The 22,247-nt window shown below is 63.9% G+C and carries 21 protein-coding genes; 11 read left to right on the forward strand and 10 right to left on the reverse strand.

Annotation, left to right across the window (positions count from 1 at the left end; all coding sequences use genetic code 11):
- Nucleotides 1-52: 52 nt before the first annotated feature.
- Nucleotides 53-685, forward strand: a complete 633-nt coding sequence (locus CWB41_RS12405) for a CGNR zinc finger domain-containing protein (RefSeq protein ID WP_115836432.1) — start codon at nucleotides 53-55, stop codon at nucleotides 683-685.
- Nucleotides 686-703: 18 nt separating this feature from the next.
- On the opposite strand, the gene CWB41_RS12410 is transcribed toward CWB41_RS12405, so the two are convergent.
- The gene (locus CWB41_RS12410; RefSeq protein WP_115836431.1) at nucleotides 704-1,348 is read right to left on the reverse strand and encodes a hypothetical protein; all 645 of its coding nucleotides are present in this window, start codon (nucleotides 1,346-1,348) and stop codon (nucleotides 704-706) included.
- A gap of 140 nt (nucleotides 1,349-1,488) precedes the next feature.
- On the reverse strand, nucleotides 1,489-2,184 hold the full coding sequence (locus CWB41_RS12415) for an orotate phosphoribosyltransferase (protein ID WP_115836430.1): 696 nt from the start codon (nucleotides 2,182-2,184) through the stop codon (nucleotides 1,489-1,491).
- A gap of 289 nt (nucleotides 2,185-2,473) precedes the next feature.
- Here CWB41_RS12415 and CWB41_RS12420 point away from each other — a divergent pair, with 289 nt between their 5' ends.
- Nucleotides 2,474-3,313 (forward strand): sterol desaturase family protein, encoded by an 840-nt coding sequence (locus CWB41_RS12420; protein ID WP_115836429.1) that lies wholly within the window; start codon nucleotides 2,474-2,476, stop codon nucleotides 3,311-3,313.
- Here CWB41_RS12420 and CWB41_RS12425 read toward each other — a convergent pair.
- Together CWB41_RS12425 and CWB41_RS12430 are read right to left on the reverse strand one after the other, a co-directional pair.
- Nucleotides 3,307-3,597, reverse strand: coding sequence for a hypothetical protein (locus CWB41_RS12425; protein ID WP_129396490.1), 291 nt, complete (start codon nucleotides 3,595-3,597; stop codon nucleotides 3,307-3,309). The two genes, CWB41_RS12420 and CWB41_RS12425, sit on opposite strands and share 7 nt — an antisense overlap.
- A 93-nt stretch (nucleotides 3,598-3,690) precedes the next feature.
- On the reverse strand, nucleotides 3,691-4,164 hold the full coding sequence (locus CWB41_RS12430; protein ID WP_115836427.1) for a RidA family protein: 474 nt from the start codon (nucleotides 4,162-4,164) through the stop codon (nucleotides 3,691-3,693).
- A 225-nt stretch (nucleotides 4,165-4,389) separates the two neighbouring features.
- On the opposite strand from CWB41_RS12430, the gene CWB41_RS12435 reads away from it, so the two are divergent.
- From CWB41_RS12435 to CWB41_RS12445, 3 genes are all read left to right on the forward strand, one after another.
- The gene (locus CWB41_RS12435; RefSeq protein ID WP_245411256.1) at nucleotides 4,390-5,244 is read left to right on the forward strand and encodes a cell envelope integrity EipB family protein; all 855 of its coding nucleotides are present in this window, start codon (nucleotides 4,390-4,392) and stop codon (nucleotides 5,242-5,244) included.
- A 206-nt stretch (nucleotides 5,245-5,450) separates the two neighbouring features.
- Nucleotides 5,451-5,819 carry a response regulator gene (locus CWB41_RS12440; protein ID WP_115836425.1) on the forward strand — a complete coding sequence of 123 codons (369 nt, stop codon included), beginning with the start codon at nucleotides 5,451-5,453 and terminating at the stop codon, nucleotides 5,817-5,819.
- A 32-nt stretch (nucleotides 5,820-5,851) separates the two neighbouring features.
- Nucleotides 5,852-7,222 (forward strand): PleD family two-component system response regulator, encoded by a 1,371-nt coding sequence (locus CWB41_RS12445; protein ID WP_115836424.1) that lies wholly within the window; start codon nucleotides 5,852-5,854, stop codon nucleotides 7,220-7,222.
- Nucleotides 7,223-7,627: 405 nt separating this feature from the next.
- On the opposite strand, the gene rpmG is transcribed toward CWB41_RS12445, so the two are convergent.
- From rpmG to topA, 6 genes are all read right to left on the reverse strand, one after another.
- Nucleotides 7,628-7,795 carry a 50S ribosomal protein L33 gene (rpmG, locus tag CWB41_RS12450; RefSeq protein ID WP_115836423.1) on the reverse strand — a complete coding sequence of 56 codons (168 nt, stop codon included), beginning with the start codon at nucleotides 7,793-7,795 and terminating at the stop codon, nucleotides 7,628-7,630.
- A 108-nt stretch (nucleotides 7,796-7,903) separates the two neighbouring features.
- On the reverse strand, nucleotides 7,904-9,049 hold the full coding sequence (locus CWB41_RS12455) for an MFS transporter (RefSeq protein WP_245411255.1): 1,146 nt from the start codon (nucleotides 9,047-9,049) through the stop codon (nucleotides 7,904-7,906).
- Nucleotides 9,046-9,798, reverse strand: a complete 753-nt coding sequence (locus tag CWB41_RS16405; protein WP_245411254.1) for an NUDIX hydrolase — start codon at nucleotides 9,796-9,798, stop codon at nucleotides 9,046-9,048. The genes CWB41_RS12455 and CWB41_RS16405 overlap by 4 nt, the downstream gene beginning before the upstream one ends.
- Nucleotides 9,743-10,222, reverse strand: coding sequence for a DUF983 domain-containing protein (locus CWB41_RS12460; RefSeq protein ID WP_115836421.1), 480 nt, complete (start codon nucleotides 10,220-10,222; stop codon nucleotides 9,743-9,745). Before CWB41_RS12460 ends, CWB41_RS16405 begins: the two co-directional genes overlap by 56 nt.
- 23 nt (nucleotides 10,223-10,245) lie before the next feature.
- Complete coding sequence (gene rnr / locus CWB41_RS12465) at nucleotides 10,246-12,597, reverse strand: ribonuclease R (protein ID WP_425373456.1); 2,352 nt, start codon at nucleotides 12,595-12,597, stop codon at nucleotides 10,246-10,248.
- Nucleotides 12,594-15,428 (reverse strand): type I DNA topoisomerase, encoded by a 2,835-nt coding sequence (gene topA, locus CWB41_RS12470; protein ID WP_115836420.1) that lies wholly within the window; start codon nucleotides 15,426-15,428, stop codon nucleotides 12,594-12,596. Before topA ends, rnr begins: the two co-directional genes overlap by 4 nt.
- A gap of 204 nt (nucleotides 15,429-15,632) precedes the next feature.
- Here topA and CWB41_RS12475 point away from each other — a divergent pair, with 204 nt between their 5' ends.
- The 6 genes from CWB41_RS12475 (at nucleotide 15,633) to CWB41_RS12500 (ending at nucleotide 22,242) form a co-directional block, all read left to right on the forward strand.
- Nucleotides 15,633-16,760, forward strand: coding sequence for an acyltransferase family protein (locus CWB41_RS12475; RefSeq protein ID WP_115836419.1), 1,128 nt, complete (start codon nucleotides 15,633-15,635; stop codon nucleotides 16,758-16,760).
- Nucleotides 16,761-16,770: 10 nt separating this feature from the next.
- On the forward strand, nucleotides 16,771-17,721 hold the full coding sequence (locus CWB41_RS12480; RefSeq protein WP_115836418.1) for an aspartate carbamoyltransferase catalytic subunit: 951 nt from the start codon (nucleotides 16,771-16,773) through the stop codon (nucleotides 17,719-17,721).
- A gap of 6 nt (nucleotides 17,722-17,727) precedes the next feature.
- Nucleotides 17,728-19,047, forward strand: coding sequence for a dihydroorotase (locus tag CWB41_RS12485; protein ID WP_115836417.1), 1,320 nt, complete (start codon nucleotides 17,728-17,730; stop codon nucleotides 19,045-19,047).
- Nucleotides 19,048-19,268: 221 nt separating this feature from the next.
- Nucleotides 19,269-20,159 carry a class II glutamine amidotransferase gene (locus tag CWB41_RS12490; protein WP_115837962.1) on the forward strand — a complete coding sequence of 297 codons (891 nt, stop codon included), beginning with the start codon at nucleotides 19,269-19,271 and terminating at the stop codon, nucleotides 20,157-20,159.
- Nucleotides 20,156-20,908 (forward strand): GltB/FmdC/FwdC-like GXGXG domain-containing protein, encoded by a 753-nt coding sequence (locus CWB41_RS12495; RefSeq protein ID WP_115837960.1) that lies wholly within the window; start codon nucleotides 20,156-20,158, stop codon nucleotides 20,906-20,908. Before CWB41_RS12490 ends, CWB41_RS12495 begins: the two co-directional genes overlap by 4 nt.
- Nucleotides 20,908-22,242, forward strand: a complete 1,335-nt coding sequence (locus tag CWB41_RS12500) for an FMN-binding glutamate synthase family protein (RefSeq protein WP_129396491.1) — start codon at nucleotides 20,908-20,910, stop codon at nucleotides 22,240-22,242. Before CWB41_RS12495 ends, CWB41_RS12500 begins: the two co-directional genes overlap by 1 nt.
- Nucleotides 22,243-22,247: the final 5 nt, after the last annotated feature.

Genomic DNA, 22,247 nt, shown 5'->3' on the forward strand with positions numbered 1-22,247 from the left:
ATGTCCCGTGGCGTAACTTGTCAAATCGCATCTTAGAGGTTACCAATTCGGGATGAACAACAAGCTCCCGCCGGCGCTTTTCGTGGCCGACGCACCGGCGCTCGATTTCGTCAATTCACGCGCGATGCCCACCGGCGAAGTCGTTGACTGGCTGCAAGGCGGGGAGGATTTTCTTGCCTGGCTGGATCAGGCAAAGCTCGTCCCGCCGGAGGTGATCGCAGGGCTGCGCGCCGAAACGCCGCCTGCGGAAATCGACGCGGTCGCGCGCAAGGCCCGGTCGCTGCGCGATTGGTTCCGTGACTTTGTCGTCGCGCATATGGGCCGTCCGCTGCCATCGAAGGCGGCGGGGGAACTCGAATCTCTCAACCGGGTCCTTGCCGACGATTGGCAGTTTCATGAGATCGTGCCGCAGCGCGGTTCAGCGCGTGCGCGCGGCGAGAGCGGGCCGCTCTCTTGGGAGCTCAAACGGCGCTGGCGTGGCCCTGAGTCCTTGCTGCTCCCCATTGCGGAAGCGATGGGCGAATTCGTCTGCACCGCGGATTTTTCCCGCGTCAAACCCTGCGAGGGATCGCATTGTACGATCCTCTTTTTGGATCAGACGCGCAGCGGCGCGCGCCGCTGGTGCAGCATGGCGGTTTGCGGCAATCGCGCAAAACAGGCAATGCATCGCGCCAGGCATGGCTGAGCGCGGTTCAGCGTTGCTTCAGAGCTTCGGGATCAGGCCGCCGACCGCATTGGCGACGAAGGTGAAGGGTCTCAGCAGCGTGCGTGCCGGAGGCAGATGCGGCAGCCAGCGGGCGAGGCCCTTCGGTTTATTCTCGGCCTGCTGCATGGGCGTAGGCTGCGGCTTGTTGGGAGTCTGCAGCTTTTCCGGCGGCTGAGATGCCGGCTGTTGGAGCGCCGCAACACGATGCGCCGGCGTTTGCGCGCCCGGGGCGCGCGAAGCCACCATCGGCGGGCGTGGCGGCGGCAGCACGGCGTTCAGCCGGGGCCGAAATGTGCAGTTCAGATCGGGCGGGCAGGCGTTCGGATCCTCGACCGCGATTTTCGCCGGTGCGGCGGCGGGCAAGGGCAGGGCGGCGGAATTGTTGAAGCCCGTTGTATATGAGGCGGAGGTCAGCGGCCGGCCGCCCGCGGCGCCATCGGCGCCCGGGGCCTCGAGATGACCCGCCCAGGTTGAATTCGGCGCGGCGGCCTGTGTCTTGAGCATCTGCCAGAAGGCCGGCAAAGGCAGAATCGGCGCGAAAGCAAACAGCGAGGCCACCAGGGCAAGACCGCCGGAAAGGGCCACGCCACGCTGCGTCAAGCCAGGGCCGTTCAACCAGCCAATTTTCGAAGATTCCGCCATGACGGACCCGCCAATTTCCCACGCCAATGCGAGAAGTGAAGGCAAATATTACGTCAAGACCTAGGCAAGACCGATACCAAAAGAGGGCGGCGCACAAATTCGCGCGACCTGTTGCCCAATCACTTCAACCCGGCGTCCCTTCAACCCGGCTTGAACTCGGAGACGCCGCCATGCGCCGCTGACCAGGCGGCGGGCGCATGCAGGAAGCTCTCGACCTCGTTCAGCACCGAGGCGGGGAAATAGCCATCGGCACGGACGACTTCGAGCACATCCCACCAGGTCACGAGGTAGTGCAGGGAGACGTTGATCTCCCTCATCAGCTCGCGCGCTTGCGGAAAAATGTCATAGAAGAAGAACACGAAGGCATGATCGCAGCGCTGCCCGGCATTGCGCAGCGCCTCGCAGAAATTCACCTTGCTGCGGCCGTCGGTGGCGAGATCCTCGACGAGCAGGGCGCGGGCGCCATCCACCACATTGCCCTCGATCTGCGCCTGGCGGCCAAAACCCTTGGGTTTCTTGCGGACATATTGCATCGGCAGCAGCAGCCGGTCGGACAGCCACGCGGCGAAGGGAATGCCCGCCGTCTCGCCGCCCGCGATAATGTCGAGGCTCTCATAGCCGATTTCGGTCGCGATCGTTTCGGCGGCGAAATCGGTCAGGGCGCGCCGCAAGCGCGGATAGGCGATGATCTTCCGCATGTCGGTATAGACCGGGCTCGCCCAGCCCGATGTGAAGATGAACGGCTTTTCCGTGTTCACGGAAATCGCCCCGACTTCAAGCAGGCCGCGCGCGGCCTGGTGGGCGATCTTCTGCTTTCCGGTCAAGGCGTGCGACATGGCTGGATCCGTTCCAAAACAATCGCGTTTCCCTCGCTTTTGCCGGACGAAGCGTCAACCCCGAAATGAGGATTTCCAGACCTATCGAAATGCCACGCGCCGGCCGGGACAAAACGGCGCGCTGAAAACTTGACAAAACTTGCGCGTAATCATGATGTTGCGATTGTTTCAATTCAAAAATCATTCGTGATCGGCGGCGGGTGCGGATCGAGCATGCGATGTCTTGCGCCGGGCGCGCCAAGCCGCCATAGGGGAATCAAGCGCGGCAAAACCGCGAACGGGGAAATTCATGACGAACCCTTCATTGCCGGCGTGGTTGCCGCTCTCGGTCCTCACCTGGATCGTGGTTATGGTGGTGTTCCACGGGTTCGGCTACGTGTTCGAAATCTGCGACCGTGCCGGTCTCTTCAAGAGCAGCAAAGTCCGCCGCAGCGATACGCTCACCTACGCGCAGCTTCTGCCGCGTGCCCTCTTCAATCAGGTCTTCGTGCTTCTGCCGGCGATGGTGCTCGTGCAATGGCTCGGCTGGGCGTTCACCGGCACGGCGCATCTCGGTATCTGGCGCTTCATCGCTCTGCTCGCCGGCATGGCGATCGGGCATGACATCGTGCAGTACGTCACACACCGCTATCTGCTGCACGATCCGCGGCTGATGCGCATCCTCGGCCATTCCGTGCATCATACGACCGGCGCGAGCAAAGCCATCAGCGCGCTTTATATGGCGCCGGCGGATTTCTTTCTCGAGATCGTATTGCCCTATCTTCTGCCGCTCGTGGTTCTCGGCGGTGGCGGCGGCGATATTCTGTTCCACCTGCTTGTCGCCGGGCTTGGCGCCTTCGGCGGCCTTTACGAACATTCAGGCTATGATTTCGCCGAGCCTTTGCGCAGGTCGAACTTTTACAAGTCGGTGCCCTGGCTTGGTGCGGTGGTCGAAACGCTGACGACGAGCAAGGCGCATGGCCAGCATCATACGCGCGGCATGGTGAGCTTCAGCGACGGCTTCGGCAGCCCCGGACTCTGCGACACGGTCTTTGCGACGCGCTGGGACAAGGTCAAGGAACGCCAGCCGCAACGCACCCGGCCGCAGCGCGCCCAGGAGAGCGCCCCCCAGGAGCATGCCCCTCAATAAGGCGCGATGACCGTATAGGGCGGCACGTTATAGACCGGCGTGCTCCGGCGGATGTAATAGACGTTCACCGGCACCGGCCCATAGGGATAGCCCGGCACATAGGCCGCGCTGCGCGTATAGGCGATCATCGGCCAGCCGTAGGGCAGGTAGGCCGTATAATTCGGATAGGGGTGCCAGTGCCGCCAATAGGTATGGTACTGGCCGTAATAATCGCGCGTGGTCGCCGCGGCCGGAGTCACCAGCGCGGCGGCAGCGGCGAGAGCGAGAATGAGCTTCCTGAGCATAGCGAGAGCCTCGCGCATGGATCGTTGAAAGATACATGCGCGCGCGCTGCGCCGATCACAAGCCGCGGCTCAAATCGTGGTTTGCGACTTTGGTTAAGGTAAGATTTCGAACAGGGCCTCGACCTCGACCGCGCTGTCGAGCGGCAGTTCGGCAACGCCAATGGTCGAGCGGGCATGGCGACCGGCTTCGCCCAGAACCTCGACGATGAGATCGGAGGCGCCGTTCATGATCGGCGGCATCTGCGAATAGCCGGGCGCGGCATTGATGAAGCCGCCAAGCCGGACGCAGCGGCGGATGCGGTCAAGATCGCCGAGCGCGGCCTTGGCCTGGGCGAGAAGATTGATCGCGCAGCGGCGGGCCGCCGCACGCCCGGCCTCGGCCGAAACATTGCCGCCGACTTTGCCGATATGGCCCGGATCGATTTTGCCATCCTCGCCGAGCGCAAGCTGGCCGGAGATCGTCAGCAACGTGCCGGAGATGACATAGGGAACGTAATTCGCGACCGGCGCAGCGGCGGCCGGCAGATGAATATTCAAGCTTTTCAAACGGTCCTCGATCACACCCACGTCCAGACTCCGATGCCAAAGTTCCAAGGATTGCCTTCATATGTCGGCGGCGGCCGGACCGCCAGCTTTTGTCATTGCCAGCCGCGCCCGCGCATTCTAACACTTCGATGACCGGCGCCGCGGCGCAAGGAGCGTGGATTTATGGCTGACTATCGTCTTTGTGCCGCGTTCTCTCGTATGTCCGCGTCCTCTCGAATGTTTCTGCCGCGAACCGGGGTTTTGGCGTTGCTAGGGGCGGCCCTCGGGCTCGCGACCGCGCCGGGGCCGGCCGTCGGCGGTCCGGTCGGCGTTCTCCAGGCGGCCCCGGCCTCGCTGCAAGGCGTCGTCGACACGATTCCGCTGGCCTCGCACCGCGCCGTCTACGATCTCAGCCTGCTCAAGGCGGTCGGCACCAAGAGTCCGACCGGCGCGCGCGGCCGCATTGCCTTCGACTTCTCGGGATCGTCTTGCGACGGCTATGTGCAGAATTTCCGTCAGTTGACGGAGCTACAGCCGGCCGAAGGGCCGACACGGATTTCCGACATGCATTCCGCCACCTTCGAGGATGGCAACGGCAAGAGTTTCGCGTTCAAGATGGAAACCACGGTCGACGATGATCCGACGGATCAGGTCGACGGACGGGCCGAACGCAAGGGCCGTGGCATTGTCGACGTCAATCTCGTCAAGCCAAAATCCGAGCAACTGGCGCTCGGCCACGACATTCTGTTTCCGACCGAGCATATCAAATACATTCTTGCCGCCGCGGAAGGGGGCGAGAATACGCTCGAAGTGAGGGTGTACGACGGCTCCGACAGCGGCGACAAAATCTACGATACGACGACGTTCATCGGTCGGGCGGTAGATACGCCGGCGGCCGAGGCGGCGCTGCAAATTCCCGAGCTCGAACACATGCGCCGCTGGCCGGTGACGATCAGCTATTTCGACGACGGCCGCAAAGATGAGGCGCCCAACTATACGCTCTCGTTCGATCTCTACGAGAACGGCATTTCCCGCGCCCTGCGGCTCGATTATGGCGACTTTGTGCTCGCCGGGGAGATGACGAGTCTGAAGCTGCTGCCGACGCCTCCCTGCAGTAAATAACCGCGCCTTCAATTTAATTGGGGAAATCTGCGGCCTCTCCAGGGCCGGGAGAGTTATTCCAATGTAATCAACGCGGAAACTCGCCCAAAGGCGCTGTTTCTACGATCCAGTTTTCCTTTCGTAAATTTCTATCTGCTAGCCATCCAAACTATGTTCGGGCCACGTGGCCAGGATGCGCCACGCCATTCGGCCAACAGGTCCACGCGATGCAAAAGAGTGTTCTGATCGTCGAAGACAACGAACTCAACATGAAGCTGTTCAACGACCTTCTCGAAGCCCACGGATATAGAACAGTGCAGACGAGAAGCGGCGTAGAGGCGGTGGAACTGGCGCGGACGCATCGTCCCGATCTGATCTTGATGGATATTCAGTTGCCGGAAGTCTCCGGGCTTCAAGTCACGCAATGGCTCAAGGACGACGAGAATCTTCGCCACATCCCGGTCATCGCCATCACCGCTTTCGCGATGAAGGGCGATGAAGAGAAAATCCGCCAGGGTGGCTGCGAGGCCTATCTCTCCAAGCCAATTTCGGTCGTCAAATTTCTTGAGACTGTACGGAATTATATCGCCGACTGAGCCAGTCGGCGGTTCTTGAGGACGCGTTCGGAATGACGGCCAGAATTCTCGTTGTCGATGACATCCTTGCAAATCGCAAGTTGCTCGAAGCCCGGCTGACCGCCGAGTATTTCGACGTGGTGACGGCGACGAACGGCGCCGAAGCGTTGGCGATCTGCGAGCGCGGCGAATACGATCTGGTCATTCTCGACGTGATGATGCCGGGCATGGACGGCTTCGACGTCTGCCGGCAATTGCGGAAGAATCCTGCCACGACGCATCTGCCGGTAATTATGGTGACGGCGCTCGATCAGCCGAGCGATCGTGTCCGCGGTCTCGAGGCCGGTGCCGACGATTTTCTGACCAAGCCGATCGATGAGATCGCCCTCATCGCGCGGGTTCGCTCGCTGGTGCGGCTCAAGATGATTCTCGATGATCTGCGCAGCCGCGCTTCGACGGCGGTGACGCTCGGCATGCCAGACCCTTTCACCTCGGCTCTGGCCGAGGATGGTTTGGGCGGGCGCGCCCTGCTGGTCGACGACCGGTCGGCGTCGGCCTCGCAAATAGTCTTCGCGCTGCGCGATAGATATCTTGTCGAGGTCGTTTGCGATCCGACCCAGGGCGCCGCGAGGGCTCTCAGCGGCGCACATGACATGGTGATCGTCAGCCTCGGTCTGCAGGGCTTCGACGCATTGCGCCTCTGCGGACAGATGCGTTCGCATGAACGCACGCGGCAATTGCCGATCTTGTGCCTTGCGGAGATGGAAGACAGGGCGCGGGTGCTGCGCGCGCTCGATATCGGCGTCAACGATTTTCTGATGCGGCCTCTCGACAGCAACGAACTTGTCGCGCGGGTCAAAACCAATCTGCGGCGCAAGCGCTATGGCGACAAGCTGCGCGACACTCTGCAGACCTCGATCGAACTTTCCGTGGTCGATCCGCTCACTGGCCTCAACAACCGGCGTTATTTCGAGACTCATCTCTCAACGCTGGTGGCGCAAGCGGCCGAGTGCGGCCGGCCGTTGTCGCTGATGATCCTCGACATCGATCATTTCAAGGCCATCAACGATTCCCACGGCCACGAGGCTGGCGACCGGGTGTTGAAGGGCTTTTCCAAACGGGTGCGCAAGGTCATCCGCATTCCGGATATGATCTGCCGGCTCGGCGGCGAGGAATTCGTCGTCGTCATGCCCGACACCAGTCTCGATGTCGCGGCGCGTATCGCCGAGCGGGTTCGCGGCGAGATCGAGCGGGAGCGCTTCGCCATCGGTGACGCGAGCGATCCCGTCAAAATCACGGTATCGATCGGCCTTGCCGAGCGTGGAAGGGACAATCTGCCGGATGGCCTGTTCCGCCGTGCGGATCGCGCGCTCTACCGATCCAAGGCCAGCGGCCGCAACCGCGTCTCGGCGGATGCCGCGTGAGGTCGCGGAATCTGCCGGCAGTGCCGGCGGCAAAAAGAATCGTTGTTTAGGTAAATAAAAGGAGGCGCCACGCCTCTACAATTAAGCAGTTTTCTTTTCGCGGTTCGCGCGCTAACCTGATTGCGGTGGTGGAAAGCGGCGCGGCAGAGCCTCGGGCGGATCGCCGCGACAATGCGAGTGTAATCAGCAAGATACCCTGCGGAGTGCTCAGGTCCGCCGCATCTCCTGGGTCCGTAGGGTCGGCCGGCGCATGAGTGGTTAGGAGTGGCCTCCTCGAGATCCACTTGGCGCCGGCCACCTCTCGCCTCAAGCACAATCGGGCATAGAGATCAGCGGGCCGACGCCACGCATCGCTTTAGAATTTGCTTTGGGGAACCGCTTTATCTCGCTGATAAAGCTAAGAACTTACTTGATCTTGGTTTCCTTGAACTCGACGTGCTTGCGCGCCACCGGGTCGTACTTCTTGAACGACAGCTTCTCGGTCTTGGTGCGGGCGTTCTTCTTGGTCACGTAGAAATAGCCCGTGTCCGCCGAGGACTGGAGCTTGATCTTGATCATCGCGGCCTTGGCCATGGCGACTGCTTCCTTCAAACCTGATCGTTACGCGTGCCGATTGGCGCGACGCGAAAAACGCTAATAATGCGCGAAAGTGCGCGCACCTTAAGGATCGACGTCCGCTTGTCAAGGATTGGCGTCGCGCTTCAGCGCGAGGGCGAAAAAGCCGGCCAGCGCAAGAGCCAGCGCGATGAACAATCCGGCCGGCGCGAGATCGAGGCTGAAGCCGAAGAGCGGCGGTCCAATCAGCGCGCCAGCCGAGTAAAGCAGGATATAGGCTGCATTGGCCCGGGCCAGCGGCGCGCCGGAATAGCGGCTGGCGAGACTGGTAAGCCCGACGGCGTAAAGGCCGCCGACAATGCCACTCCAGACGAAAAGCAGAATGACATAGGCGACATAGGCTGTCTGCGCGGCGAGCGGCAGAATCAGCGCGCCGAGCGCGCCAAGGCCGCCGATGAGGATCAGCAGCCGGGCGCGGCCGAACCTGTCGGCCGCCAGACCTGTCGGAATCTGCAAGAGCGCGTTGCCGAGCGCAAAAACGGCGGAGGCGACGGCAGCGGCGCCGGCACCCCAGCCCTGACGCAGCGCGAAGACCGGGAATAGACCGAAGGCGGTCGCCTCGATCGCGCCGTAGAGGAGGGCAGCCGTCGTCGCCGCGGGGGCATCGCGCAGAATACCGAGAAAAGGCAGCGGCTCTGTTTTTTGCAGCACCGGGGCATCGGTGCCCGCGAGGCCGATCGGCAGCATCGCGGCAAGGGACAGCAGGGCGGCGACCAGGAACGGTGCTGCGCCGCCCGGTCCGACGGCGGCGAGCAGAAACGGTCCGGCGGCGAAGCCCGCCGCGATCGCGGTCGCATAAATGCCCATCACCAGCCCCCGCCGATGCGGCCAGACGACGGCGCTGATCCAGAATTCGCCGAGGATGAACATGATCGTCAGCGCGATGCCGTAGATGCTGCGTACGGCGAGCCATGGCCAATAGCCGTGCGTGAGATCGAAGGCGGCGAGGCAGGCCGCGCCGAGCGGCAGCGCCGCGATCAGCAATCGGCGGACGCCGATCTTGCGCGCCAGCCAAGGCACATAGGGCGCCGTCGCGAGGGCAAGAAGGCCGCTCCCAGCCGTGTGGAAGCCGATGGCGCGGGCGGAATAGCCAAGCTGGGCCAGCCGCAGGGAGATCAACGTCACCGAAAGCGACAGGCCGATACCGGCAATCGTCACCGTCGTGATGGCGGCGGCGATGGCGAGAGAGAGCTTTGCGGTGGGTCTGGTCACAATTCGTCGCGAAGGAAGCGGCGATTCCTGTAGTGGAAGAAGGGCACCGGGCTTTCGGCCGCGAGACCGGCGGTAAAGCGTCGCGCGGCTTCGCGCAAGATCGCGCCGGTGATGTTGCCGAGATCGAGTTGTTCCGCCTCGGTGACCGGCAGCCATACGAGTTCGACAAGCTCGGCGTCGGCATGGGCGACGCCTTCGACCCGATAGGCCACCGCCGCCGCGTCGGCAACGAAGAAGCGCGTATCGAACCGGCGCGGCAGATGCGGCGGCGTGATCGCGCGCGCCAGAAAGCTGAGATGGCCGATCCGCGGCAGGAAGCCGAGACTGACGAAGTCCTTCCAGCCTTGCGGTATGGGTTGTGATGGCGGCGTGGCCTTTGTGCCGATGAGCAGGCCGGTTTCCTCGAAAGTTTCGCGGATGGCGGCGAGCGCCAGCGCGTCCGGCGTCGGGGCGTCGCGGCGGTTTCGTTTGGCGAGCTGCGTCGCGACGGAGGGGGGTAGCGAATCCGCGGCCGCGATCTCCGCGTCCGAAGCCTCGACGCGGCCGCCGGGGAAGACGAATTTGCCCGGCATGAAGCGCAAATTGGCATTGCGCCGTCCCATCAGGACGCGCGGCACGGCCTCGCGCATGTCGAGGAGAACGAGGCTGGATGCGGCTTTCGGCTTGACGGGAGTAATCGACGCCGGCGCGTCGTCAGCCGCGCGAATCTGCGCCGGCGGAAGAGGCGTCGGGGGCGGAATCGAAACCATGCATCCTCAAGGCCCATTGATAGCCGATGAGCCCGCCCTTGAAGGCCGGCAGCAGCGCCAGAGAGAGGCCGATCGTCAGCGCCGACCAGAGGATGGTTTGATAGAGCAGCGGGAAGTTCGGGAAAAGGGTGTCCGTGGTCAGCATCAGCGAGCCCACGATATGGCCAACCACCAGAATGGTCAGATAGGGCGGGGCATCGTCTGCCCGCTGGTGAAACAGCTCAGCCTCACAGACCGCGCAGCGATCGTTGACTTTCAGATACTTGCCGTAGAGAGCGCCCTTGCCGCAGGCAGGGCAATGGCCGGAAAACCCGCGCCGGATGGCAAGCCAGGTATTCCGTTTGGGTCGTCCCAGATCGTCCTCGGCATAGGCCTTACCCCCCGTGAGGGAGGAAATCGGAAGGTTCACTGCATCAATAGCCATGGCGAAGATCCAGAGGCTTTAGATTAAATTTTGGACTTCCTCAGTTTTTTTAAGCGACCCGGCGCGGGTGCGCCATTAGACCTCTTGTCGCGGTGTCCGGCCCGCGCGCCTTTGGCCTTGCCTTGGCGGCCCGTCTCCTTGCCGCCGGAGACCAGCTCGAAGCGCAGGGCGCCCGCGAAGGGCGCCGCCTCGACCAGCCGAACCGAAATTTCGTCGCCCAGACGATGTGTTATGCCGCTGCGCCGGCCGATCAGCGCATGCTGGCTGTCGTCATAGACGAAATATTCGTCGCCCAGCGTCGTGATCGGAATGAAGCCGTCGGCGCCGGTCTCGGCCAGTTTCACGAAAAGCCCGGCGCCGGTGACGCCGGAAATGCGGCCCTCGAAAGTGGCGCCGATCTGCTCGCTCAGGAATTGGGCGATGAGGCGGTCGACGGTTTCGCGTTCGGCCGCCATGGCGCGCCGCTCGGTCGCGGAAATCTGCGCGGCGATCTCCGCCAATTGCGCGGTGTCGGTCTCCGGCAGGCCGTCGCTGCCGAGATGCTGCGCGCGGATCAGAGCGCGATGAACGATGAGATCGGCATAGCGGCGGATCGGCGAGGTGAAATGCGCGTAACGGCGCAGGTGGAGGCCGAAGTGGCCGTAGTTCTCCGCCACATATTCCGCTTGCGCCTGGGTCCGCAGCACGACTTCGCTGACGATGTTCTCGTGCTCCGTGCCTTTCACCTGGGCGAGGATGCCGTTGAACTGGCGCGGCGTGAGCACCTGGCCTTTGGCCAGCTTGATGCCGACCGAGGCGAGAAATTCCGCCAGCGCGTTGAGCTTTTCGAAGGTCGGCTCGCCATGTCCGCGATAGATGAGCGGCTGATGCGCTTTTTCGAGCGTCTCGGCCGCCGCGACATTGGCGAGGATCATGAATTCCTCGATCAGCCGGTGCGCTTCGAGCCGCGGCGGCACCACCACGCGGTCCACCGTGCCATCGCTCTTCAACAATATCTTGCGTTCGGGCAAATCGAGATCGAGCGGCGCACGTTTTTCGCGTGCGGTCTTCAGTGACTCGTAAGCTGCGAAGAGCGGCTTGAGCACCGGCGCCAGCAGCGCCTGCGTCTCCTGCCCGGGCAGTCCGTCCCAGGCGGCCTGAACCTGCGCATAGGTGAGCTTGGCGGCGGAGCGCATCAGCACCCGATGCGGCTTTTGCGAAAGCACCCGTCCGTCCCTGGCGATGATGATGCGGAAGGCGAGTGCCGCACGGTCCTCGTTCGGCCGCAGCGAGCAGAGGTCGTTGGAGATGCGCTCCGGCAGCATCGGCACGACGCGGTCGGGGAAATAGACCGAATTGCCGCGTTGGAACGCTTCGCGGTCGAGCGCGGAGCCGGGCCGCACATAGGCGGCCACATCGGCGATGGCGACGCAGATGATATGGCCGCCCTGATTCTCCGGATCGTGGTCGGGATGGGCGAAGACCGCGTCGTCATGATCCTTCGCATCCGCCGGATCGATGGTGATGAGCGGAATCTCGCGCCAGTCCTCGCGTCCGGACAGCGTCGCGGGTTTTGCCCGCGCCGCTTCCGCCAGCGCGTCAGCGCCGAACACATTCGGGATCTTGTGCGCATGAACGGCGATGAGGCTCATTGCCCGTTCGGTGGCGAGACTACCGAGTCTTTCGCGCACCCGCACGGCAGGCAGGCCGAGGCGTCCCGCGCGCAGCACATCGACGGCGACGAGATCGCCGTCAAGCGCTTCGCCCGCGCCGCCCTCGGCGACGACGAATTCGCCCGCCCGCGCGTTACGCTTGTCGATCGGCACGACGCGGCCGCCACCGGCGGGGTCGGTGCGGAAAATGCCGAGCACTTGCGTCTTGGCGCGCTCGAAAAGTTTTACGACACGGCCGGTATAGGCCGGCTCGTTCGGCCCCGCCTCGCGCGCGAGTTCCGTGCGGATAAGGCCGCGATCGCCAATCCCTGGAGCTGCCATGCCGGGACGGCGGCGGCCGAGGTGGATCAGAATTTTCGGGATTGGCCCCTGGGCGTTGTCCCATTCGACAGGCTGGGCGATCAATTCGCCGTCCGCGTCGCGCTTTACAATTTCGGCAAGAACAACGGCCGGCAATTGGCCGGGCTTGTGCAATTGTTTGCGGCTGCGCTCAACGGCGCCTTCCGCTTCAAGTTCTTTGAGTATCTTCTTTAATCCTATGCGGTCGGCGCCGGTGATGGAAAAGGCGCGCGCGATCTCGCGCTTGCCGATCTTGGTCGGGCTCTGCGGCTGTTCGCGGCCGATGAAGGCGAGGATATCCGCGCGGGTCGGCAAAGCGGGTTTTTTATTTACGTCGCTCGTGCCGGGCGCGCCGGCTTTTCTCGAGCCGGCTTTCTTGATCACGCGCTCTTGGCCTTTCGTACCGGCGCCTTGGTTGCGGTTTTCTTGGCCACGGCTTTTTTTGCCGCTGGCTTCTTGGTAGCTGCTTTCGCGACTGGCTTGGCTTTCGCCGTAGCTTTCTTTTTCGTCGGCACGCCGCCCTTGGCGTCGATCAAGGCGATCGCGTCTTCGAGTGCGATCGTCTCCGCGGTCAGGCCACTTTTCAGGGTCGCATTGATTTTGCCGAGGCTGACGTAAGGCCCGAAGCGGCCTTCGCGCAGAACAATGTCCCCGCCTGAAGGATGCTGGCCGAGGACGCGGCCCTGCGTGCCGCCGCCACCGCCCTGCGCCTTCGCGGCGAGCAGCGTGACAGCGTCTTCGAGCGTGAGGCTCGTCGGGTCGGCATCGCGCGGCAGCGTCGCGTTGATCTTGCCCCAATTGACATAGGGGCCGAAGCGGCCGGCCTTGATGACCACGGCGCCGCCTTGAGGATGTTCGCCCAGAGCGCGGCTGGCGCTCGAGGCCTCGGCGCCGAAACGCCGGCCCGAGAGGCCGCTTTCCTTGGCGACGATGAGATCGATGGCGCGATTGCCGCCGATCGCCAGAATGTCGTCATCCTTGCCGATATTGGCGTAGGTCTTGCCATGCTGGACATAGGGTCCGTAGCGGCCGATGCCAGCGACGATCGGCGCCTTGGTCTCGGGATGGAGCGCGACCTCGCGCGGCAGGCTCAAAAGCGCAAGCGCCTGTTCCAGAGTGACGTCGGCGGCGCTGATGTTCTTCGGCAGCGACGAGCGCTTGGGCTTTTCGCCTTCGCCCTGCTGCACATACGTGCCGAAGCGGCCGTCGCGCAAAGTGATCTCGTCGCCCGTCTCGGGATCCTGGCCCAAGACTTTCACGCCCGGACGGTCGCTGTCGCCAAGGCTCTCGGCATTGGTGTCGGCGAGCGTGCGGGTGAACTTGCATTCGGGATAGTTCGAGCAGCCGATAAAGGCGCCGAACTTGCCGAGCTTCAGCGACAATTGGCCGGTGCCGCACGACGGGCAGGCGCGGGGGTTCGACCCATCTTCCTTCGCCGGGAAGATGTGGGGGCCGAGCAATTCGTTCAGCGAGTCGAGAACCTGCGTCGTGCGCAAATCCTTGGTCGCCGCGAGCGCATTGGAGAAATCCGCCCAGAAATCACGCAGCACCTGTTTCCAATCAATCTCGTGATTAGAGACAAGGTCGAGCTTCTCTTCGAGACCGGCAGTAAAATCATAGCCGACGTAGCGGGTGAAGAAGCTTTCGAGGAAGGCGGTAACGACACGGCCCTTGTCCTCGGGATAGAGCCTTTTCTTTTCGAGTCGCACATAGTCGCGATCCCGCAACACTCCGAGCGTCGAGGCATAAGTCGAGGGCCGGCCAATGCCGAGCTCTTCCATGCGCTTGACGAGGCTCGCCTCGGTGAAACGCGGCGGCGGCTCGGTACGATGCTGGCTCGACTCGATCTTGTCCTTGGCAAGCGGATCGCCCGCTGACATCGGGGGGAGGCGGCCCGATTCATCGTCTTCGTCGTCGTCGCGGCCTTCCTGATAGAGTTTCAGGAAGCCGTCGAAGCGGACCACCTGGCCCGTCGCGCGCAGGTCGAGTTTTTTCGCGCCCGAGGTTGCGGCAATCTCGACCGTGGTGCGTTCGAGATCGGCAGATTCCATCTGGCTCGCGACCGCGCGCGTCCAGATCAAGTCATAAAGCCGCGCCTCGTCGTGATTAAGCGAGCGCGAAATCCGCGCGGGCAGAAGCGACATATCGGTCGGCCGGATGGCCTCGTGCGCTTCCTGCGCGTTCTTGGCCTTCACCGTATATTTGCGCGGCACTTTCGGCACGTAACGCTCGCCGAATTCCTTGCCGATCACCTTGCGCGCGGCGGCAATGGCCTCCGGCGCCACATCGACGCCATCGGTACGCATATAAGTAATGAGGCCGACCGTATCGCCGTCGATATCGATGCCCTCATATAGCTTCTGCGCGATCTGCATGGTCCGCGCCGGGGCAAAGCCCAGTTTGCGCGAAGCCTCCTGCTGCAAGGTCGAGGTCGTGAACGGCGCCCACGGATGGCGCTTGGCGGGGCGCGAGTCGACGCTCGTCACCGAGAATTTGGCGCTTTCCAGCGCGTTCTTTAAGTCCTGCGCCTCATCGGCCGTGGCGATGTCGAGCCGGCCGATCTTGCGGCCATCGACGCCGGTGAGCCGCGCAACGAAGGGCGCGTCCGCCTTGGTCTTCAAATGCGCGAGCAGCGTCCAGTATTCCTGGGTAATAAATTGCTCGATTTCGAGTTCGCGGTCGCAGACGAGGCGCAGCGCAACCGATTGCACGCGCCCGGCCGAGCGCGCGCCTGGCAATTTGCGCCACAGCACCGGCGAGAGATTGAAACCGACGAGATAATCGAGGGCGCGGCGGGCGAGGTAGGAATCGACCAGCGCCTCGTCGATCTGGCGCGGATGCTTCATCGCTTCGAGCACGGCAGATTTGGTGATCGCGTTGAAGACAACACGCTCGACCGGTATGCCCTTCAAGACCTTCTTGCTCTTGAGCACTTCGAGGACATGCCAGGAGATCGCCTCGCCCTCGCGGTCGGGGTCGGTGGCGAGAATCAGCTTCGTGGCGGTCTTGGCGGCGGCGGCGATGTCGCTCAGGCGCTTGGCGGCCTTGGCATCGACCTGCCAGAGCATGGTGAAATCCTGCTCCGGATCGACCGAACCGTCCTTGGCCGGCAAATCGCGGACATGGCCGAAGGAGGCAATCACCTCATAGTCGCGCCCAAGGTACTTGTTGATCGTCTTGGCCTTGGACGGCGATTCGACGATGACCAGATTCATAAATTCGCTGCTCCGTGCTAAACGGCTGAAGACGCTGCGTTTTTGCGGAAACCGGCAGGGCCGTCAGGAGCTCCCGGCGCATCTCTGGGCCGCCGCTCGTTGGGGCGGAACATGGGGTAGGGGCGTGAAAGTGTCAAATCTGGGTAAAATTACCGTACCAACTTCGCGGTCCGTCTGACGATCTCTTAAGGCTCTCGCGCGAGTATGCCGCGGCTCTGGCCGGCGGAGGCGGGACTGATTACGGATAGGCGTTTTCATAGCCTGGAAGGGTTGCGCGGCCTAGCTGCCATCGCGGTCGCCCTTACCCATCTCGGCCTCTCCTGGCGCCATATCGTCTGCCACGGCTATCTGGCGGTCGATCTCTTCTTCCTCATCTCCGGCGTCGTTCTCGGCCATGCTTATGAAGAGCGGCTTGTCGCCGGCTGGCGCCCTATGCAGTTCCTCGCTGCGCGTGTGCGACGCCTCGCGCCGCTTTATCTTCTGGGTGCGCTCTGGGGCGGGGCCTGTGCTTTTATACTCGCCTGGTACGGCGTCGGCCAAAGCCACGTCGGGCTGAAACTCCTGCTGGCGCTGAGTTTTGCGCCGCTGCTCTTCAGCGCCGGGCCGATTTACCCGCTCAACGCGCCGAGCTGGTCGCTGTTCGACGAATTCGTCATCAATGCGGTCTTCGGCTTTGTCGCGCCGATGCTCAATGCGCGCCGCCTTAAAATTGCGCTCGGCGCGGCGTTTTTCGCTCTCTGCGTTGCGACATTCTTTGCCGGAAGTTTCGCGGCGGTCGGCGGTGCCGAGGCGACGGACTGGCCGGGCGGCATCCTTCGCGCCGCCTTCAGCTTTCCGCTGGGGCTGCTCCTGCATCGCTGGCACATAGCGGGCCGTCTGCCGAGACCGAAAGTATCCGCCTGGCTGGTGGCGGCGATCGTCTTCGGCAGCTTTTTCGTGCCGGTCGAAACGCCGCTCTACGACCTCGCGCTTGTCGGTCTGCTCTATCCCGGCCTGATCGTCGTTGCGCTGGCGAACGAACCGCGCGGCGAACTGCCGGTCCGGCTCTTCAACCTCGCAGGTCTGATCTCCTATCCGCTTTACGTCCTGCACTGGCCTCTGGCGCAGCTTCTGCGCGCCGCCACGGCGGATTCCATCGGTCTTAGCGCCGGGCTGGGCTTCCTGGCGCTGGCCGTCCTTCTGGCCTATCTCGCGGCGCGTTTCTGGGATACGCCGGTCCGGGCCTGGCTGCGGCGGCACTCGCGCCGGGCAACGCCGCCGTCCGCCGCTTTAACGAAGAGCGAGGAAAATCCGGTTTCGGCCCTTGCGGAGCGTGCATCTTCGCCCCTATAGAACCGCTTTAATGTCCGATCTTCGGCCCATCCAGAAATTCCGGCACCGGCACTTGCTCGGGATCGAGGGCCTTTCCGCCGAGGACATTCTGATTCTTCTGGACCGGGCCGAGGGCGCGGTCGAAGTTTCCCGCCAGATCGAAAAGAAGCGTACGACCCTGCGCGGGCGCACGCTCATCAATCTCTTCTTCGAATCCTCCACCCGGACGCAATCGTCTTTCGAGCTTGCCGGCAAGAGGCTTGGCGCCGATGTGATGAACATGTCGGTGCAGACCTCAAGCGTCAAAAAAGGCGAGACGCTGATCGATACCGCCGCCACGCTCAATGCGATGCGGCCGGACATTATCGTCGTCCGCCATGCTCAGGCCGGCGCCGCGCATCTTCTCGCCCGCAAAGTGGATTGCTCGGTGGTCAATGCCGGTGACGGCGCCCATGAGCATCCGACACAGGCGCTGCTCGATGCACTGACCATTCGCCGCAACAAGGGCCGCATCGAGGGACTGACGGTCGCGATCTGCGGCGACATCCTCCATTCGCGTGTCGCCCGCTCGAACATCATCCTGCTGTCGACGCTCGGTGCGCGCGTGCGCGTCGTCGGTCCTTCGACCCTGATGCCCGCCGGCATCGAGCGCATGGGCGTCGAGAGCTTTCGCGACATGAAGAGCGGTCTTGCCGGTGCTGACATCGTGATGATGCTGCGACTTCAGCGCGAGCGGATGAACGGCGGTTTCGTGCCGTCATCGCGTGAATATTTCCGCTTCTTCGGGCTCGACGCGGAAAAGCTGGGCTACGCCAGGAAGGATGCGCTCGTCATGCATCCGGGTCCGATGAACCGCGGCGTCGAGATCGATTCCAACATCGCCGACGGGCCGCGGAGCCTGATCCGCGAACAGGTGGAAATGGGCGTCGCGGTGCGCATGGCCGTGCTCGCGGCGCTGGCGGAGCATCTGCCCAATGAGTGAGGCACGATGAAACACGCCGCGACCGGCGCGATCGCGCATCAGCCGCTGGCCCTTGTCAACGCGCGGCTGGTCGATCCGGTGCGCGAGACGGAGGAGCGCGGCGGCGTGCTCGTCATCGACGGGACCATTCGCGACTTCGGGCCGCAGGTCGCTGCCGCGGCGCTGCCGCCGCATGCGCATATTATCGACTGCGGCGGCGACGTAGTGGCGCCCGGCCTCATCGACATGTGCGCCTTCGTCGGCGAGCCGGGAGCGGAGCATCGCGAGACGATCGCGACCGCCACTGCCGCGGCCGCGGCGGGTGGCGTCACAACGATTCTGGCGCGGCCGGATACCAATCCGCCGATCGACGAGCCGGCGGTGGTCGATTTCCTGCTGCGCCGGGCGCGCGACAACGGCCTTGTCCGCGTGCTTCCCGTGGCGGCTCTGACGCGCGGCCTCCACGGCGAGGAGATCGCCGAGATCGGCCTGCTGAAAGAAGCCGGCGCGGTCGCCTTCAGCGACGGGCCGCAATCGCTGCGCAACACGCGGGTGATGCGCCGGATCATGGCCTACGCCAGGGACTTCGACGCGCTGATCATGCATTTCGCGCAGGATTGCGATCTCACCACCGACGGCGTGATGAACGAGGGCGAACTCGCGGCACGCCTCGGCCTGCCGGGTGTGCCGCGCGAGGCGGAAGTCATCATGCTCGATCGCGACATCCGCCTCGTCGCCCTGACACGGGCGCGCTATCACGCTACGCTGATCTCAACGACTCTGTCGCTCGATGCCATTCGCGCCGCCAAGGCGGCGGGCCTGCCGATCACCTGCGGCACGTCGATCAATCATCTCGCCCTGAACGAAAACGACATCGGCGATTACCGCACCTTCCTGAAGCTGACACCGCCGCTGCGGCGCGAGGAAGAGAGGCGGGCGCTCGTCGAAGCTTTGGCGGAAGGGCTGATCGACGTCATCGTTTCCGACCACAACCCGCAGGATGTCGAGACGAAACGGCTGCCCTTCGCGGAAGCCGAGCCGGGCGCGATCGGCCTTGAGACCATGCTTTCGGCGGGACTGCGGCTCGTCCATGCCGGCGAGATCACGCTGCCGCGCCTGCTCGCGGCGATGTCGTCGCGCCCGGCGGAAATCCTCGGCCTGCCGCAAGGCAAAATGGAGATCGGCGCGCCGGCCGATCTCATACGCTTCGATCCTGACGAGCCCTATGTGCTCGACCCGGCGACGCTCCATTCGCGGTGCAAGAACACGCCCTTCGACGAAGCCCGGATGCAGGGCCGGGTGAAGCTGACGATGGTCGCCGGCGAACTCGTCTGGCGCGAGGAATAGGGCACACGCCAAGCGCAAAGGTGCTTCGCTCCCTTGTTGCTTCCATCACAAATTTCCCGCTCCCTTCATCCGCGACGGCTCGGTGTTTGCTTTGCGGCTGTGCAAAGTCTGTCCCTGCCGATTTTTTCGTCAAAAATCGAAAATTCCCCCTTTCGTTTCCTGAGAAGACTGCTATTTTCTCTATAAGAAACTCCGGCAGGATGAGAAAAGCGAGGAAATCGATGTGTGGCATTGTTGGGTTATTTTTGAAGGATGCCTCGCTTGAGTCTGAGCTGGGGCATCATCTGTCGGTGATGCTGGAGACGATGACGGCGCGCGGACCTGACAGTGCCGGGTTTGCGGTGTACGGCGGCGGCGAGGCGGGGCGGACCAAGGTGACGCTGCGGGCGCCGGCCGGGTTCGACGATTTCGCGGCTTTGGAGACGGCACTGGGGGCGGGGGCGCGGCTGACGCGGCGCGGCAGCCATATCGTCGTGAGCGTGCCGACGAACCAGCTCGATGTCATCCTGCAGAAGATCAAGACGGCGGCGCCGGCGCTGGCGGTGAGTTCCGTCGGCGCGCATATGGAGCTTTATAAGGAGGTCGGCCTGCCGGCGGATGTGGCGAGCCAGTTCAAGCTCTCCGAGATGGCCGGCACGCATGGCATCGGCCATACGCGCATGGCGACGGAATCGGCGGTGACCACGGCGGGGGCGCATCCGTTCTCGACTGGCAAGGATCAATGCCTCGTCCACAACGGCTCGCTGTCGAACCACAATCAGGTGCGCCGCCGGCTGATCCGCGAGGGGATCCCGTTTGCGACCGAGAACGACACCGAGGTTGCGGCGGGCTATCTGTCCTGGCGGCTGGCGGAGGGCGACAGCCTCGGCGAGGCGCTCGAATCCTCGCTGAAGGACCTCGACGGTTTCTACACTTTCGTCGTCGGCACCGACACCGGCTTCGGCGTGCTGCGCGATCCGATCGCCTGCAAGCACGCGGTGATGGCCGAGACGGACCAGTATGTGGCCTTCGGCACCGAGTACCGGGCCTTGAGCGCTTTGCCCGGCATCGAGAGCGCGAACATTTTCGAGCCCAATCCCGCCACCGTCTATTTCTGGAACCGCGCGGCATGAACATCCGATCCCAGACACAGACCAAGGACACGGCCGACACGGCCTTCGCCCGGACCATCGATCTCGACACGAGTTCGGTGCGCGAGCTGAACCAGTTTCTGCACGACTTGCCACGCGCTCTGCCGCCGGGCAGCAATGCGACGGCGCTGCGGGTGCTCAATCCGCGCGGCGTGCATGCGGTGGCGGCGGGGGTCGATGCCGATGTGACCATCGAGATCGCCGGCGACGTCGGCTATTATTGCGGCGGCATGAACCAGCACGCCACGATCCTGATCGACGGCAGCGCCGGCATCGGCCTCGGCGAGAACATGATGTCGGGCCTCATCCATGTGCGCGGCAATGCCAGCGATTCGCTCGGGGCGACGGCGCATGGCGGCACCATCATCGTCGACGGCAATGCCTCGGGGCGCTGCGGCATTTCGATGAAGGGCGTCGATATCATCGTCAAGGGCTCGATCGGGCCGATGTCGGCCTTCATGGCGCAGGCCGGGACGCTGGCGGTGTTCGGCGATGTCGGCGAAGCCTTCGGCGATTCGCTCTACGAGGCCCAGCTCTATGTGCGCGGCAGCGTCGCCAGCCTTGGCGCCGATTGTATCGAGAAGCCGATGGAGGAGGCGCACCGCGCGGCGCTTTACGCCAAGCTCGCGCAGCAGGGCCTCGCCGGCGAGGTCGATGTCGGCACGTTCCGGCGCTACGGCTCGGCCCGCACGCTCTATCACTTCCATGTCGACAATGCGGGGGCTTATTGATGAACGAGCAAGTCAAGATCCCGCGCACCACGCCGCGTTTTTCGGCGACCTTCGATCCCCATACCCTGTCGGAGATCCGCCGCGCCGCGGCGACCGGCATCTACGATATCCGCGGCGGCGGCTCGAAGCGGCACCTGCCGCATTTCGATGACCTGCTGTTTCTCGGCGCTTCTATGTCGCGCTATCCGCTTGAGGGCTACCGGGAGAAGTGCGGCACCTCGGTGACGCTCGGCACCCGCTTCGCCAAGAAGCCGATCGAACTGAAGATCCCGATCACCATCGCCGGCATGAGCTTCGGCTCGCTGTCGGCGCAGGCCAAGGAAGCGCTGGGGCGCGGCGCCTCGCTCGTCGGCACCTCGACGACGACCGGCGACGGCGGCATGACGCAGGAAGAGCGCGGCCATTCCAATATCCTCGTCTATCAATATCTGCCCTCGCGCTATGGCATGAACCCGGACGATCTGCGCAAGGCGGATGCGATCGAGGTGGTGGTCGGACAGGGCGCCAAGCCCGGCGGCGGCGGCATGCTGCTCGGCCAGAAGATCTCGCCGCGGGTTGCGCAGATGCGCACGCTGCCGGAGGGGATCGACCAGCGCTCGTCCTGCCGGCACCCCGACTGGACGGGTCCCGACGATCTCGAGATCAAGATCGAGGAACTGCGCGAGATCACCGATTGGGAGAAGCCGATCTATGTGAAGGTCGGCGCCTCGCGGCCCTATTACGATATCGCGCTGGCGGTGAAGGCGGGGGCGGATGTCATCGTCCTCGACGGCATGCAGGGCGGCACGGCGGCGACGCAGGAAGTATTCATCGAGCATGTCGGCATCCCGACGCTGGCGGCGATCCGCCCGGCGGTGCAGGCGCTGCAGGACCTCGGCATGCACCGCAAGGTGCAGCTCATCGTCTCCGGCGGCATCCGCAACGGCGCCGACGTCGCCAAGGCGCTCGCGCTCGGGGCCGACGCGGTCTCGATCGGCACCGCCGCGCTGGTCGCGCTCGGCGACAACGATCCGCATTGGGAATCCGATTACGAGATGCTGGGCACGGTCGCCGGCGCCTATGACGACTGGCACGAGGGCCGCGATCCCGCCGGCATCACCACGCAGGACCCCGATCTCGCCAAACGGCTCGATCCGATCGGCGCCGGGCGCCGCCTCGCCAACTTCCTCTCGGTGCTGACGCTCGAAACCCAGACGATCGCCCGGGCCGCCGGCAAAAGCCATGTGCACAATCTCGAGCCCGAAGACCTCGTCGCCCTCACCGTCGAGGCCGCCGCCATGGCCGGTGTGCCGTTAGCCGGGACGAATTGGATTCCGGGCGCAGGCGGGCGCTGAGCCGG

The organism is Methylovirgula ligni (genome assembly GCF_004135935.1).
GTDB lineage: Bacteria > Pseudomonadota > Alphaproteobacteria > Rhizobiales > Beijerinckiaceae > Methylovirgula > Methylovirgula ligni.